This window comes from Aequorivita vitellina (assembly GCF_022008365.1).
Lineage (GTDB): Bacteria > Bacteroidota > Bacteroidia > Flavobacteriales > Flavobacteriaceae > Aequorivita > Aequorivita vitellina.
Genome location: NZ_JAIRBA010000005.1, coordinates 109538 through 125953, shown reverse-complemented (window position 1 = coordinate 125953; position 16416 = coordinate 109538). Strand labels below are relative to the sequence as shown.

Genomic DNA, 16416 nt, shown 5'->3' with positions numbered 1-16416 from the left:
AATGAAGAAAATATTTTTAATACTAACTGCGGCAGTTATGGCCGTATCGTGTTCAGACAATCTTGAAGACCTGAACCAGAATATAAAAGACCCTACTGCAGTGAGTGGTGAAAGTTTGTTCGCCTCTGCTCAAAAGCAGTTGGCCGACCAAGTTGTGACTCCAAACGTTAACCTTAATAACTTAAGGTTATGGACGCAACAACTTCAGGAGACCACTTATACCGATGAAAGTCAGTACGATCAAATTACTCGTGCCATTCCAGATAACCACTGGAGAGAAATGTACAGAGACGTGCTAAAAGATTTAGACGAAGCTGCAAGAGTTATTTCTGAAACTGATAATGATCTTACTAACGCTCTTAAGCCAAACAAGCTAGCAATTATTGAAGTGCTAACTGTTTATGCTTATAGTAACTTAGTGGAAACTTACGGCGATGTTCCTTATAGTGAAGCTTTAGATATTGAAAATCTATTGCCAGCTTACGATGACGGTCTTACTATTTACAAAGACTTAATTGCCCGTTTAAATGCTGCCATTGGAAGTATGAATACAGGTGTTGGAAGCTTTAACGGTACCCAAGACCTTATGTATAGCGGTGATGTTTCAAATTGGAAAAAGTTTGCTAATTCTTTAAAATTAAGAATGGGTATTATGCTTTCTGATGTTGACGCAGGCCTCTCTAAATCTACTGTAGAATCTGCTGTTACAAGCGGTGTGTTTACTAGCAATGCAGATAACGGAAGTTATATGTATTCAGCTGCAGCGCCTAATAACAACCCAATGAATGATAACCTTGTTCTTAGTGGACGTAATGACTATGTTGCTGCTGTAACAATCATCGATATTATGAATGATTTAGAAGATCCTAGAAGACCGGTTTATTTCACAGATGTTGATGGTGAATATATTGGTGGACAAATTGGTGAAATATCAGCTTATCCAGACTTCTCTCACGTTGCCGATCGTTTGGTAGATCCTACTGAACCTGGAGTGCTTCTTTCCTATGTTGAAGTTAGATTTTTAATGGCTGAAGCTGCGGCTAGAGGTTATTCTGTAGGTGGTGATGCTGCAACCCATTATGCTGCTGGAATTACAGCATCATTCGATTACTGGGGTGCGGACGATGTAGCTACTTACTTAGCGAAGCCTGAAGTTGATTACGCAAGCGCATTAGCGACAAGTATCTCTAATCCAGCTTGGAAACAAGTTATTGGTACGCAAGCTTACTTAGGTCTTTACAACAGAACTTTTGCTAATTACCTATCTGTACGTCGTTTGGATTACCCAATTTTAGCTGAGCCAACTGGTGCTGAGTCTGGTTTCCCAACCCGTTACTTATACCCAGTAGCTGAGCAAACATTGAATGAAGATAACTATAACGCTGCTTCATCTGCTATTGGCGGAGATGCTCCTGAAACTAGATTGTTCTGGGATAAGTTTTATACGTTTGATTTTTAAGAAATAGCTAACACAGCAATTTCAATTATAGAGAAATCCCCGGCGTTTGCTGGGGATTTTTTTATGCGTTTTATTTAGAGAATATAGCACATTTTAAAACGTTATAATTTTTAGAAAAGTTAATATATGCTGTTTTTCTATCTTTCTGAAGTCTATGCTCCTTGGCTTGCACCGTATGCTTACGGAATTGTATTACTTGGATTTTTACTCTTTCTCTTTCGTTTTTTTGAAAATTTATATGCTGCCCAATTTAATAAACCTCTGTTTCGACACTATTTTATTTATAAAAAACTTTCAGCTGTACAATTGTCAATACTTACAACTGAATTCAATTTTTATAATCTACTTACAAAAAAGCAAAAACAGCAGTTTGAGCATCGCGTAGCACATTTTATTTCAGAAAAAAGATTTATTGGAAGAGATAATCTCATTGTTACGGAACGGATGAGCGTTCTAATTGCCGCAGTGGGTTGCATGTTAAGCTTTGGAAGAAAAAATTATAGTTATTCATTAATAAATGTCGTGCTTATCTATCCCGACCAATTTTTCAGTGTAATAAATAATAACTACCATAAAGGTGAATTTAATCCAAAGGAAAAGGCCTTGGTGTTTTCTTGGAGCGATTTTGAAAATGGCTTTAAAATCACTAATGATAACCTAAACGTAGGGATTCATGAATTTATGCACGCCATGCAATTGGAAGCTAAAACAAGTCGCGACTTAGACTCTTTGCGGTTCTCCAAACATTTTCAGAATATATTAAAACAACTAACTCTTCAAAATGTGAAGGATAAAATAGACAAGACTGCGTTTTTTCGCGCGTACGCTTTTTCAAATCAGTATGAGTTTATGGCTGTATTGGCAGAATATTTTTTTGAGTCGCCAACAGAGTTTAAAAGCCAGTTTCCCAAAATTTATGATTACACTAAGAAATTGCTAAACTTTAATTTTGCCCAATATTGATTATGTTAAAGTGCTTTAATCAATAATCAAAATTGCGATGCAACAATATGTTCCACAATTATTTTAGCGTGTATCCGTGAATTTTCAATAAACCACTTATGGGTTTCCATTCCTCCACAAATAACACCAGCTAAATACAGACCCTTTATATTGGTTTCCATTGTTTTAGGATTGTAAGTAGGGAATTTATTTGCATCTGCACTCAGTTTCACTCCTAACTTCTCTAAAAATTCGAAATTAGGTTTGTAACCCGTAAGTGCTACTACAAAATCATTTGCGAGTCTTTTAGTGCCTTCCGGAGTTTTAATGATGACTGAATCACTTGTAATTTCGGTAATTTCAGAATTAAAAAAAGCTTTAATACTTCCTTCTTTAATTCGGTTTTCAATATCGGGTTTTACCCAATATTTAACACGTTCACCAATTTCTGAGCCGCGAATAACCATAGTAACATCCCCGCCTTTTCTGTATATTTCTAAAGCAGCATCAACAGATGAATTACTCGCCCCCACAACGACAACTTTCTGCATAACATACGGATGCGCTTCTTTGTAATAATGGGTAACTTTTGGTAGATCTTCCCCGGGTACATTCAGCATTTTTGGAATGTCATAAAAACCCGTGCTTACAATAATATTTTTAGTGCTGTAGTTATTTTTATCTGAAGTAATCTCGAAACCATCACTAGTTTTTTCAACCGTAACAATTTCTTCGTATAAATTAATATTTAAATTATTTGAAGTAGCCACCCGCCTGTAATATTCTAGGGCTTCATTTCGGGTGGGCTTTGGATTGTTGCTTATAAAAGGAATATCGTCTATCTCTAATTTTTCTGAAGTAGAAAAAAAAGTCATATTTAATGGATAGTTGTAAAGCGAATTTGTTAACGGGCCTTTTTCAACAACCACGTAATCTAAATTTTTCTTTTTACACGCCAAAGCGCAGGCTATTCCAATAGGACCTGCACCAATTATAAGTACATCTTTTATAGTTGCCAAAGTATTGTTTTATGGCAAATTTAATGAAAAGAACTACGTTAACTTCCTTTAAGCAATTGTTTAATTTTTCAGCAATTTTATGGTTTTGGATTTCTTATTAGTCGAAATTTTACCAAAGTATATACCCGTGCTTTCGAGTGATAAATCAACGGTTATTTCGTTTTTCCCAATGTGTATATCCCGTTCTAAAATTGATTGAATTTTTCTACCCAAAATATCATAAATTTCAAGTGAAATTGGATGCGAATCTTCTGTGATAACTTCAATTGTTGTTTTGGAAGAAAATGGATTGGGATGATTTATAGCAATAAGTGTATTGTCGTTATCAAATTCTGGAACACTAAGTATGCGCTCTATTGTGTGATCAATACATTCAAAACCATCTATTCCAGCCGGGTTGTAAATGCTAAAACCTTCGCTCTGTGTTAATGCCCAAATATTTCCGAAAGAATCGATGGCAATATCTTCTACTTGTTTATGTGCAAGGGGAGAGCTTCCGTCCAAAAACGTGGTAAAGTCGCTGGCAATTCCGTCAAAATACGATATTCCGCCGTAATAGGGCCAGATTTGCGTATTGTGTGCACTTAAATAGACATAATTCGTAGTTGTATCAATATCTATGGCAGTAACGTAGTTTGCAGCTATATTGCTATTAGATTCGTTCCAATTGGTCCACGTAGTACCGTCATATTTCCAAAGGCCTTCGGCGCTTGCGATCCACATATGGTCATTTGCATCAAAAGCAATATCTCGTACGTTACTTATCCCTTCAGAAGAAAGGTTTATACTTGTCCAAGCGCCATTTTCAAAAACATCTATACCTTGAAAGTTTCCTGCATACATTTTACCGCCCGGCCTAGCAGTAAGGCAATAGGGAGGCGCGCTTAATCCATTTGTATTATCCCATAGCGTCCAAGTGTTCGTATTTTTATCATACATAAAAGTATTGTAATTAAAACCGCGAATAAAAACCTTACCGTCATCTGTGGCTTCAACTTCTTCAAGGCTTTGTAACCCAGGGTGCGAATTGGTGTTGTCCCAAATTACCCAAGCGGCATAATCTTGATAGTTTCCATCGGGTACTTGTATGGCATATCCCGAAGTGCCATCATAAGTAAACCAAATGTCACCGTCGGCATCTTCAGAAATTGAACTGCCTATGGTTGTTTGATATAGTGGCTGTGGGTTGGGGTAGAGGCCTTCATTGTTGGGCCCATAAACTTCCCAATTTGGACAATCAAATACTTGAATACCACCATTGCCATTTGCGAACCATTTGCGACCTTGACTATCTATAAAAATATCGTTGTTAAAATTAGTGGGTAAGCCCGTATTGTACTGCGTGTATTTTGTATAATCTGTACCGTCAAATTTTGCCACGGTTCCCGAACCCGATACCCAATAGTTGTTTTCTGCATCGATAAAACAATCGTACATATAAAAATTTGTGTACTCCGAAAACCAATCTGTACCATCAAAATATACAATGGTAGTGTTGCTTCCCGCTATAAGAACCTTGTCGTCGCGAATATCCATTGAAAAACCATAGAAGTTTGAAATAGGCCAGTCGTTTTGATTTATTTGAGTCCAAGTTGTACCGTCAAAAATATCGATTGCATTTCCTACTAGCGACCAAATTCTGTCTTGATTATCTAAGGAAATTTCGAGAATATCATCTTCTGAAAGACCGCTGTTGGTTGTGGTATAATGCGTCCAATCTGTGCCATTGTATTGCACCAAGCCCATATCTGTAGCTATCCACACACCGTCGTTGGCATCTATTTGAATGTCTTTAATTTCGCCAACCGTAGGAAAGTTGGAATTTGCACTGGTAAAATATTCCCAAGTGGTGCCGTCAAAATGTGCTACCCCGGCCTGCGATGGATTATTATCTGAAATTACCGCCCAAATGTTATCGTTACTATCAATGGCTAATGCTCGTGTAACATTGGCTAACAACGGCGTATTAGAAGTATCGTAAAGTTGCCAAACCAAGCCATCATCCGAAGTAACTATACCGAGTTCTGTGGAAACCCAAATAATGCCAGTGCTGTCAAAATCAATATCAAAAATAAACCCATTGGGAAGGTAGTTTTCATTATAGGTAGCCCAATTGGTATATAGTGTATCACTGGTTTTTATTCGTACCAAGCTTCCTTCATTTGCTGTGGAAGAATAGCCACCAGTCCAAATATTGTTGAAAAAATCGCCTCTAATTGTAGTGTGTTCAAGACTTCCAATGCCGGTATTGTCTCGACGTATGTAACTCCAATTTGGGTCTTGTGCAAATGTTTGTGAGCTTACTAAAAGTAGAATTAAATTAAATAGTACAGTTATTTTCATGGTTCCGCATTTTTAATATAACAGGTACTATGTGGAATACCCTACCTGCTATGTATAAATTTAATAAAAATAAAAAAATGCAAAACCTTCAAATTTGAAGATTGTTGAATACGAAATAAAACTAACGAGTAAGTTTAACTAAATCTGAAATTGTTTGCGTAGGGTCACTCGCACCAAAAACATAGCTTCCGGCCACTAACACATCGGCACCCGCATCAACTAGTTGTTTTGCGTTTTTATTGGTTACCCCACCGTCTATTTCAATTTTTATAGAAGCACCGTTGGCTTCGATGATTTTTTTAAGTTGTCTTACTTTTTTGTACGTATTTTCAATAAAACTCTGTCCGCCAAAACCAGGGTTAACGCTCATCATACATACCAAATCTATATCTTTAATTGTGTCTTCTAATAATGAAACATTGGTATGCGGATTTATAGCGACTCCTGCTTGCATGCCTTCATCTTTAATAGCTTGTAGGGTGCGGTGTAGATGTGTGCAAGCTTCAAAATGAACCGTGAGCACATTGGCACCTAGTTCAGCAAATACTTTTATATATCTATCAGGATCAATAATCATTAAATGTACATCCAACGGTTTTTTGGCATGCTTCGCAATACTTTTAATAACGGGCATTCCGAAAGAAATATTTGGCACAAAAACACCGTCCATAACATCTAAGTGGAACCATTCGGCTTCACTGTTGTTAATTAATTCAATATCGCGCTGTAAGTTGGCGAAATCTGCTGCAAGTATAGAAGGGGCAATAATTGTGTTGCTCATTGTAAAGGTGTTTTTGCAAAGGTACATATATCTTATAAATGATTTTAATTAAATCAAAATTCCCGCGGAGCCGGGAATCCTTTAAATTCTGGGTGTAAAATTTGACGTTAACCTTCTTAATAAGGTTTTAGAAAAATTTCTTTTTGAAATTTTATGGCATGAAAAAACCTCCGGTAATCAGCCGGAGGTCATTCATCAATCAAAAAACGAACAGTTACATTCCCGATAAATCGAGAAATAAATACTGTCGTTAGCGTTCAGGGATTTGCAATATCTACTTTAATCATCGTTTATCCGCCCATTTCGGCACCGTTCAATGATTGTATTCAAAGCTCGGTAGCTGAGCGACGTAGAAGCTATCCCAAATATGTCATTAATATTTTGCTGCGCGACGTGTGTTTCAACCTTCTAATTGCTTTCTCTTTAATTTGGCGCACTCGCTCTCTAGTAAGATCAAAAGTTTCACCAATCTCTTCTAAGGTCATTGGGTTTTGATCACCTAAGCCGAAATACAATCTTATAACATCTGCTTCACGAGGTGTTAAAGTTTCTAATGCGCGTTCAATTTCGGTACGCAAAGATTCGTGTAATAATGTTTTATCGGGATTGGGGCTTTCACCACTTCGCAATACATCGTACAGGTTGCTATCTTCACCTTCAACTAGAGGGGCATCCATAGAGACATGACGACCCGAATTTTTCATCGACTCCTTAACATCGTTAATGGTCATGTCTAATTCTTTGGCTATTTCTTCGGCAGAAGGCGGACGCTCATTGGCTTGTTCCAGATAAGCGTACATTTTATTTATCTTGTTTATGCTACCAATCTTATTCAACGGCAAACGCACAATTCGCGATTGCTCTGCCAAAGCTTGTAAAATAGATTGACGAATCCACCAAACAGCATATGAAATAAATTTAAAACCACGTGTTTCATCAAAACGTTGTGCGGCTTTAATAAGACCTAGATTTCCTTCGTTTATAAGATCGGGAAGGGTAAGCCCCTGGTTTTGGTATTGCTTAGCCACCGAAACAACAAAACGTAAATTTGCTTTGGTTAATTTTTCCAAAGCTATATGGTCACCCGCTTTTATGCGCTGTGCCAATTCTACTTCTTCGTCTGCGGTGATTAAGTCAACTTTTCCAATTTCTTGAAGATACTTGTCTAATGAAGCAGTTTCCCTGTTGGTTACCTGCTTTGTAATTTTAAGTTGTCTCATTTAGGGTATGTCCTGTAGATTAAGGTTTAAACTTGTGTATTTGGTTATACGTAACAAGTTAAAAAAAGGTTACAAAAGTTAACTAAATAATTTTTAAATGGAACCTTTTTAAACTACAATAGACATTTTGTAATTATTTTAAACTGTCTTTCTTTTTAACAATAATGGAGTCTGCGGCAATTTTACTTTTTGAAATTATGCTGTCTATTTCATTTTTGTTCTCAATAACTATTTGTTTCCCATCGCGACTATTATAATAGTAGTATTTCTCTGAAACTTTAAAGGTTTCTTCAATACGGTTCTTTTCTGAAAGAGGATTTATAAGGTTGTTTTTTGAAGTTTTATCTAAGGTTGTTTTTGTCTTATGAATTGAATCTAGCTTTAAATCCGTAATTTCAAGTACCTTTTTTGCACTGTTTTCTTTCGAAGAAAGTGAATCATTTAAAATGTTAAGGTCGCTCGTTTTATCGTTCTCTACTTCAATATTATTGAGTGTATCTTTAATAACAGTATTGCTTATTGAATCAATTTTAGATTTAGTAGCATTAAATGAAGTGCTGAATATCATCCATAAACCAATTAAACCTACTATTGCACCGCCAGTGAGCCAATATAAAAATAGCTTTTTTCTTTTGCGTTCCTTTTTCTCTAAAGAAGTGTTTATTTTTGCCCAAAGAGTGTTGTTTGGTGCCTTTTCTCCTTCCTTCAGCTTGTTTTCAAAAAGCGTTCCTATGTCGTTCTTTTTTGCCATTATTTAGTGTGCTTTTGGATTAAGAGATTGTTTAATTGCAACTATTTTTTCGCGTAAAATAAGTTTTGCTCGGTGGTAATTAGATTTGGAGGTGCCTTCGGAAATATTCAATAACGAAGCAATTTCCTTATGCGAAAATCCGTCCATTTGATACAGGTTAAATACAAGCCGGTATTGATCTGGCAGGTCTTGAATTAGTTGTAAAATTTCGTTCAGTGAAATTTTTAAATCCGCTTCAATTTCAACTGTCTCTTCAAGTAGGTCGTTATTTATTTCAATGTTTACAGGCTTACTGACTTTGTATTTATCAATAGCTTTATAAATGGTTATGCGCTTCATCCAACCTTCAAAAGAACCTTTATTTTTATACGTTTTAATCTTTTGAAAAATGGTTATAAAAGCATCGTGTAAATTATCTTCGGCATCAACCTCGTTTCTGCAATATTTCAGCGAAATAAAGAAAAGGGTATCCTTGTACTTCCGGAATAGTTCGTTTTGAGCTTTCCGGTCGTTTTTAATACACAGTTTTATTAATTCTTCTATTTTCAAATACACCAATATTAGAAAAAAGTGGTCAAATTATTATTGCTTATTCAGAGGTTATAACTATCAAATCGGAACATATCATGATTCCATTTGGCGTATTAAGCTGTGAAATGCCAAGAAGCGTATCACGTACAAAATCTGGCTTTGCCTTAAATTTTGCTCTTGCAGAATTTCCTCCTTCAATAATTTCAAGTGAACCGCCTAAGACCTCCCAACTAAATTCTGGATTTATATAGGTTGAAGTGAAGGAGGCATAAAATGTATTTCCCGGTTTAACTTTTAATGGTCCTTCCAGGCAACATTCGGTATATTTTGAATTCCCTTGTTTCAATTCGCAAGAATTTTGAAGAATTTCTTCATTCCGAGAACTATCATCATCGTTTGAACAGGAGAAAAATAATAGTGTCGAAATCAATAAAATACTTAAGAAATTGATTTTCATAATTGTAGGTGTTAACAGTTAATCGCTTTTAAAATTATTGGTAAATAAGTAACCATCTCTCCTGTATTCACATCGTCAAATCTAATATAAATAACTTGAGGGTTTATAGTGTTTTCGTAGTGTAAATTTTCAATAGGGTGGGTGCCTGCCATCATATCTTCGTAAGTTTCAAAATAGCTTGTTACTACCGTTGCCGGATTCGAAATTCCTGTAAGTGGGAAAAAGCATTCAAAATAACTTTCTAAATCAAACATGGCCCTTCCGGAATCGGGTCGAATTTCACATTCTTCAAATAAAAATTTCTTGCAGGGTTCGGAGCATTCCTTGGTGAGTAAAAAGCGGTCAATGCCATTGGTGATTTCCATTTGGGTTTCGTTAAAACTGACTACTTTCCAATCAAAATTCCAATGGTCACTCACGCTTTCATCGCCAATTACAAAGATGTTTAGATGTAATTCGTCTTCAATAAAATAGCTAATCCAAGTACCGGCGTACACGTTATCTTTAAAGTATAGCCCCACATTGCCAGTATTGCTCACATTAAAATAAGAGCCGTCGTAATCATTATTTGGCCCGTCCAGATAGTTTATCCTCCAAAGGCAAGTAGTTTCGGTAAGAATGTTATTGCAAGTTGTAATTGTATCTGCTTCCAAACACATATCAATAGCTTCTTTTAATTCTTCCTTATTATTAATTACGTATGGTTCGCCGCTATCTAAAATGCTTGTAATTGGGTAACTTAAACTGATGGATTGTCCTTCTTCTAAGGTAGCTAAAAACTCGCTAAATTCAATATCACTTTTTATAACTTGGTAGCCTATAATGTCCATTTCTTCATTATAGATTACTAAAGTGAAAGCGTAGTTAAAATCTATACAAGTTAGTTCGTTTTCAAAATCGTTTCCTGCTGCTCGTTCAATTAAATTATAAAGTTCAGAATTTACCTGAATAACTTTTGAAGGATCTGCTTTGCTAATAGGCTCATCTTCACAAGAAAATAGAAACGGTACTAAAAGCAGCAGGCTGTAGCATAATATTTTCATGAAATTTACAATTAAGTTGTTTCCCTATAGTCTGCCTATTTTAAAAAGGTTGCGTTTACTAGCAATATAATTGTAATATTAAAAAACGCCCCCATCTGAAATATTAAATGAAGGCGTCGTTAAACGTGTTCTAAAAGGTATGTTCTATCGTCCTAAGTCATTTTTTAAACTCGTACGTGGCCATCGCCGTAAACATAGTATTTATTTGTTACTAGTTGTTTTAAACCTAACGGACCTCTGTGATGAAGTTTATCTGTACTAATCGCTAATTCGGCGCCAACGCCCATTTGCCCGCCATCTGTAAACCGGGTGGAAGCGTTGTGGTAAACAGCAGCGCTGTCAATATTCTCCATAAAATGAGCAGCTTTTTCAGTGCTTTCAGTTAAAATTGCACTTGAATGACCGCCGCTGTATTTGTTTATTTTTGAAATAGCTTCATCCATATTTTCTACGGCGCCAATGGCAATTTTCATTGCTAAAAATTCTTCAAACCAAATGGCTTCGTTTTCTATTTCTGTGGTAGAAGAAAGCGTTTTTTTAACTTCAGAATCTACAATAATATTCACTTTTGAAGCTTCGAGCACTTCTTTTAACTCATTCAGTTTAGCCTCATAATTCGGAATATGCTTGTCAATTAAAACTTTATCCAAAGCGTTACAACCTGAAATTTTATCGGTCTTTGCATTTATAATTACTTCGAGTGTTTTTTTCCAATCGGCATCTTCGGCTACGTATAAAAAATTGTTGCCGCGACCGCTAACTAATACTGCACAACTTGCATTTTCTTTTACAAACTGAATCAATCTTTCTCCCCCGCGCGGAACAATTAAATCAATTGGCTCCGTTGGATTTTTCAAAAACGCCTGCGTTTCTTCGCGATTTAGCTCTAGCATTTTAATCCAATCTGTTTCAAGATTATTTGCACGCAATGCATCGTGCCAGAACTTCACTAAAATTTTATTGCTGTGATAAGCCTCTTTTCCACCTTTAAGTAGAATTTTATTATTCGCTTTAAAAGCTAAAACAGCAGCTTCAATTGTTACGTCAGGTCTCGATTCGTAGATAATCATAATCGTGCCAAAGGGGGCCGTTTTATTGATTATTTTAAGTCCGTTATCTAACTCTCGCCTGCTAATTTCTTTGCTAACAGGGTCTGTTTGATTTTTAACTTCTGAAATGGCATTAATCATTTCATCAATTTTGGCGTCATTTACAACCAGCCTATCGTATAATGCCTGATCGTCTTTTTGAAAGGCATCCAAATCTTTTTTGTTTGCGCTTAATAATGTTTCTCGGTTTTTATCTATAATAGTCATCATAGACGCTAACACATTATTTTTTAATTTTTCATTTATCAACTTCATATTCTTTTCTGTTTAACTTATTTATTAATAAAATTTTGTTCCTAAATCTTTTCCACTTAAAAGATCTACAATTACGTTTTTACGTTTTCCATTTGCGATATAAGTAGGAATTTTTTTCTTAGCAGTTTGCTTGGCTATTTTCAACTTAGATTTCATACCACCCCGGCCTTCACCTTCGCCTTTATTAGACTGCTGAACAAAATGCTCAACCGCTTCTTCGTGATGCACTTCACTTAACTTTTCTGAATCGTCGTCATCTGGATGACCGGTATAAAGCCCATCGGTATCGGTTAAAATTACCAAGGCATCGGCATCGATCAGTTCGGCAACGAGGCTTGCTAACTCGTCGTTATCGCTAAACATAGACATGGTTAATGAAACTGCATCGTCTTCATTTGCGATGGGTACAATCCCTTCAGCAATAAGACCTTCATAACAGTTAATCATATTTTCGCGGTGTTTCCCCGGCGTAAAATCGCGTTTTGTTGCTAGAATTTGTGCACAACGCATTCCGTGATCGTGGAAGAGGCTATAATAATGCCTCATCATTCTAGGTTGCCCCACCGAAGAATATATTTGCCTTCGGGTGGCATCGTCTTTTGCAAGACACTCGCCAAGTACCTCCATTCCTGCAATTGCAGATCCCGAAGATACCAACACCGGGGCGTAACCATCTTCGTATAATGCTGCGATTTGCCGTACCAACTCATCGAGAATGGGTCCTACAATACGGTTGTCTTTATTTGTCATAACGTTGGTTCCTACTTTTATAACCACTCGCTTATTATTCATATTTTCTATCTTTTCTATTTCGGTTTTTATTGTCCTAATTCTGTTGCTCTGTTAAATGCTGCATACGCAGCTTCTTTAATTAATTCTTTTACATTATTGTCTTCCATGGAATCTAGTGCTGCTCGTGTTGTTCCGCCTTTAGAGGCTACCATATCCATCCAGCTATTTGGTGACAGGTCAGATTCGGTAAAAAGTTTTACTGCGCCTTCAAAAGTTTGGGTTACCAACACTTTTGAATCATTTTGGGAGAAGCCCATTTTTAGAGCCGCTTCCATCATAGATTGCATAAAATAGAATACATACGCCGGACCGCTGCCCGAAATACCTGTGGAAGCATTTATAAAGTTTTCGTTTGCCACGTGAATAGCCTCGCCAGTCGTGTCTAAAAGATTGCGAACCATCAAAAGTTCTACGCGACTAATTTCTTTTGCTTCGGTAAATGAAGTTACACCCAAACCTACTTTTGCTGGTAGGTTAGGCATTGCGCGCACTACTTTTTTTACTTCTAAACTTTTCTGAATGGTTTCAATAGTTACTCCCGCCATAAGCGAAATAAATACCTGATCGGGTTTAACCATTGGTTTCATTTTCTGAAATAAATCATCGCTGTGGTATGGCTTTACCGCTATAAAAATGATGTCGGCTTTGGGAAGACATTCTTCCAAACTCTCAAAAACATCAAAGTGAGAAATTTTCCCTAAACTTGAAATCTTTTCTTCAGAAACATCGTAAATCATTAAATTTCTGCGATTTAACAGTGGCGACTTTGCCATGCCTTCCGCATACGTTAACCCCATGTTTCCTGCGCCAATTACTAGTACTTTCATAATTTGTTTTATTGTTATGCCTAATAGGGTGCAAGTACTATGCGAGATGGCCGTAAATTATATTTAATTCAGAAATGATAAGTAAAACCCACTGTTAACGCACTATATGAAGTGCTTGAGCGCTATTTTTTATAATTTTTCGCTTAAAACCACGAAGGTGACAGTTTTGCGCATCTTGCCATATTTCGGTAATTATGGCATAAAGCGAGGGCTAGCTATCAATTTTGAAAAAAGTTAATTATAAATTTTTACCGCTTGCACTATTTTATTTCTTTAAAATCTTTTATTGAGTCTAATTCATCGGGAGTCGATTTAATGTTTGTAATCGAGGTAGGGGGATTTAATTAGTGCTGTATTAACAATCATTGTTTATTTGCTTTCTGTTTTTAGAGTTATCGGGAAATAAGTGCCGAATCTATAAAAGCAAAAAACGCCCTCATTTCTGAAGGCGTTTTCTAAATATTTAAAAAGATAGTTAATCTCTTTTTCGGTCTCTGTCGCGATTATCACGGTTGCGGTTATCTCGCCCACGATTATCACGGTTTCCACTTCGATTATTGTCGCGTGGTGCGCGCTCTTTGTAACCTTCCGGTTTATCTAATAACGCTTTTCTCGAAACTTTCTCTTTCTTCGTTCTTGGATCGAACCCTAAGAATTTTACTTCAAAAACGTCGCCCATGTTTACTACATCTGTTACGTTTTCTGTGCGTTCCCAAGCGAGTTCACTTACGTGTAGTAAGTTCTCGTTTCCGGGCGCATCTAAATATTCTACAACCGCGCCAAAGTCGAGCATTTTAATAACTTTCACTTTGTACGAATTACCAACTTCTGGTTTAAAAGTAAGCGAATCAATACGCGCCAAGACTGCATCAATACCTTCTTGGTTTGTTCCAAGAATTTCTACAATACCTTCTTCGGTAACTGGATCTTCATTGATAACAATTGTTGTTTTAGTAGCTTTTTGAAGCTCCTGAATAACTTTTCCACCTGGCCCAATTAATGCGCCAATATATTCATTAGGAATAGTAACGGTAACCATTTTTGGTGCGTGAGGTTTCACATCTGAATTTGGTTCAGCTATGGTTTCAACTAATTTGTCTAAGATGTGAAGTCTTCCATCAGCAGCTTGTTTTAAAGCATTTACCAAAATTTCGTACGACAGACCTTTTACTTTTATATCCATCTGGCAAGCCGTAATTCCGTCTGCAGTACCAGTTACTTTAAAGTCCATATCGCCTAAGTGATCTTCATCACCTAAAATATCTGAAAGCACTGCGTATTTTCCAGATTCAGCATCAGAAATTAATCCCATTGCAATTCCAGAAACTGGTTTTTTTAATTGAACCCCAGCATCCATAAGCGCCATTGTTCCCGAACAAACTGTTGCCATAGAAGAAGAACCATTAGATTCTAAAACCTCTGAAACTACACGTACTGTATAAGGGCAATCTGCAGGAATCATTCCCTTTAATGCTCTTTGTGCCAAGTTTCCGTGACCCACTTCTCTACGCGATGTTCCGCGAATTGGGCGGGCTTCTCCAGTTGAGAAAGGAGGGAAGTTGTAATGAAGGTAGAACGTTTCTTCGCCTTCATAAGATGGCATGTCTATTTGGTTTGCTTCGCGCGAAGTTCCCAATGTAACGGTTGCCAAAGCTTGTGTTTCTCCACGTGTAAAAATTGCCGATCCGTGAACAGAAGGTAAATAATCAACCTCGCACCATATTGGGCGAATCTCGTCTGTTTTTCTTCCATCCAAACGCAATCCTTCATTTAAGGTAAGATCGCGAACGGCTTCTTTTTCTGCTTTGTAATAGTATCTTGAAATTAAATCGCCAAAATCTTCTAATTCTTCTTCAGAAAATGTAGCTTTTATTTCTTCTTTAATTGCTGAAAAAGCGTCGGTACGTTCGTGCTTCGCTGAAGCAGATTGTGCTACGGCATATACTTTATCGTATGCCATATCGTGCACTTTTTTCTTTAAGTCTTCATCTTCGCGTTCAGGCTCGTATTCGCGTACTGTTTTTCTTCCAACGGCCTCGGCCAATCTTATTTGGGCCTCGCATTGTTTTTTAATGTGTTCGTGGGCAAATTTAATGGCCTCAACCATTTCTTCTTCGCTAATCTCCTTCATCTCACCTTCAACCATCATTACAGAATCAATGGAAGCACCAATCACCATATCGATGTCAGACTCTTCTAATTGAGCTCTAGATGGGTTGATTACAAATTCGCCGTTTACTCGTCCTACGCGTGCTTCAGAAATTGCACATTCAAAAGGAAAATCTGAAAGTTGGATTGCTGCAGAAGCCGCCAAACCTGCCATAGCATCTGGCATTACATCGTCATCATGACTCATTAATTGAATCATAACTTGTGTTTCGGAGTGATAATCTTTTGGAAAAAGTGGGCGCAAAACGCGGTCCACCAATCGCATTGTTAATACTTCGCCGTCGCTGGGTCTTGCTTCTCTTTTAAAGAAACCACCTGGGTAACGACCCGAAGCTGCAAATTTTTCGCGATAATCTACCGTTAATGGTAAAAAATCTAAATCTTTTTGTTCGTAATTTGAAACTACGGTACAAAGTAGCATACATTTTCCGGATTGTACTACTACAGAACCGTGGGCTTGCTTTGCTAATTTCCCGGTTTCGAGGGTGATTTCTCTACCATCGCCAAGGTCTATGACCTCTTTAAATACTTTAGGTATCATGTGTTTTTCATTTTGTACGCTATAGCGTACGGTTAATAATGGTCAACAGCTGAACGTCAGCCGTAGTGTTGTTGTGTTGTTGTGATTGACCAATGAAAAACTTAAGGGTAGCTTTTCTGTATAGCTGCCAAAATTTACTTGAAGCAGTTTCCCGAAGTAACTCGGGCTTGACACAAA

Annotated in this window: 14 protein-coding genes; 2 read left to right on the top strand and 12 right to left on the bottom strand. The window is 36.9% G+C overall.

Annotation, left to right across the window (positions count from 1 at the left end; genetic code table 11):
- Position 1: 1 nt before the first annotated feature.
- Together K8089_RS04265 and K8089_RS04260 are read left to right on the top strand one after the other, a co-directional pair.
- The gene (locus tag K8089_RS04265; RefSeq protein WP_237602042.1) at positions 2-1459 is read left to right on the top strand and encodes a SusD/RagB family nutrient-binding outer membrane lipoprotein; all 1458 of its coding nucleotides are present in this window, start codon (positions 2-4) and stop codon (positions 1457-1459) included.
- 126 nt (positions 1460-1585) lie between these two features.
- Positions 1586-2422 (top strand): zinc-dependent peptidase, encoded by an 837-nt coding sequence (locus K8089_RS04260; RefSeq protein ID WP_237602041.1) that lies wholly within the window; start codon positions 1586-1588, stop codon positions 2420-2422.
- A 26-nt stretch (positions 2423-2448) separates the two neighbouring features.
- On the opposite strand, the gene K8089_RS04255 is transcribed toward K8089_RS04260, so the two are convergent.
- The 12 genes from K8089_RS04255 to K8089_RS04200 form a co-directional block, all read right to left on the bottom strand.
- Positions 2449-3420, bottom strand: a complete 972-nt coding sequence (locus K8089_RS04255) for a YpdA family putative bacillithiol disulfide reductase (RefSeq protein ID WP_237602040.1) — start codon at positions 3418-3420, stop codon at positions 2449-2451.
- A gap of 60 nt (positions 3421-3480) precedes the next feature.
- Entirely contained in the window at positions 3481-5763 is a 2283-nt protein-coding gene (locus K8089_RS04250; protein WP_237602039.1) for a T9SS type A sorting domain-containing protein, read from the bottom strand.
- A gap of 121 nt (positions 5764-5884) precedes the next feature.
- Complete coding sequence (gene rpe, locus K8089_RS04245) at positions 5885-6544, bottom strand: ribulose-phosphate 3-epimerase (RefSeq protein WP_237602038.1); 660 nt, start codon at positions 6542-6544, stop codon at positions 5885-5887.
- 356 nt (positions 6545-6900) lie between these two features.
- Positions 6901-7764, bottom strand: a complete 864-nt coding sequence (locus K8089_RS04240) for a sigma-70 family RNA polymerase sigma factor (RefSeq protein WP_237602037.1) — start codon at positions 7762-7764, stop codon at positions 6901-6903.
- Between the two features lie 133 nt (positions 7765-7897).
- The gene (locus tag K8089_RS04235) at positions 7898-8515 is read right to left on the bottom strand and encodes a hypothetical protein (RefSeq protein WP_237602036.1); all 618 of its coding nucleotides are present in this window, start codon (positions 8513-8515) and stop codon (positions 7898-7900) included.
- 3 nt (positions 8516-8518) lie between these two features.
- The gene (locus K8089_RS04230) at positions 8519-9064 is read right to left on the bottom strand and encodes an RNA polymerase sigma factor (RefSeq protein ID WP_237602035.1); all 546 of its coding nucleotides are present in this window, start codon (positions 9062-9064) and stop codon (positions 8519-8521) included.
- Between the two features lie 40 nt (positions 9065-9104).
- Positions 9105-9503, bottom strand: a complete 399-nt coding sequence (locus K8089_RS04225) for a hypothetical protein (protein WP_237602034.1) — start codon at positions 9501-9503, stop codon at positions 9105-9107.
- Positions 9504-9514: 11 nt separating this feature from the next.
- Complete coding sequence (locus K8089_RS04220) at positions 9515-10546, bottom strand: hypothetical protein (RefSeq protein WP_237602033.1); 1032 nt, start codon at positions 10544-10546, stop codon at positions 9515-9517.
- A gap of 164 nt (positions 10547-10710) precedes the next feature.
- A complete protein-coding gene (locus tag K8089_RS04215; protein WP_237602032.1) occupies positions 10711-11910 on the bottom strand; it encodes a glutamate-5-semialdehyde dehydrogenase in 1200 nt (399 codons plus the stop codon).
- Positions 11911-11934: 24 nt separating this feature from the next.
- Entirely contained in the window at positions 11935-12702 is a 768-nt protein-coding gene (gene proB, locus K8089_RS04210; RefSeq protein ID WP_237602031.1) for a glutamate 5-kinase, read from the bottom strand.
- A gap of 26 nt (positions 12703-12728) precedes the next feature.
- Positions 12729-13529 carry a pyrroline-5-carboxylate reductase gene (gene proC / locus K8089_RS04205; protein WP_237602030.1) on the bottom strand — a complete coding sequence of 267 codons (801 nt, stop codon included), beginning with the start codon at positions 13527-13529 and terminating at the stop codon, positions 12729-12731.
- A gap of 475 nt (positions 13530-14004) precedes the next feature.
- Positions 14005-16239: a polyribonucleotide nucleotidyltransferase gene (locus K8089_RS04200; RefSeq protein WP_237602029.1), complete on the bottom strand. Its 2235-nt coding sequence runs from the start codon at positions 16237-16239 to the stop codon at positions 14005-14007.
- Positions 16240-16416: the final 177 nt, after the last annotated feature.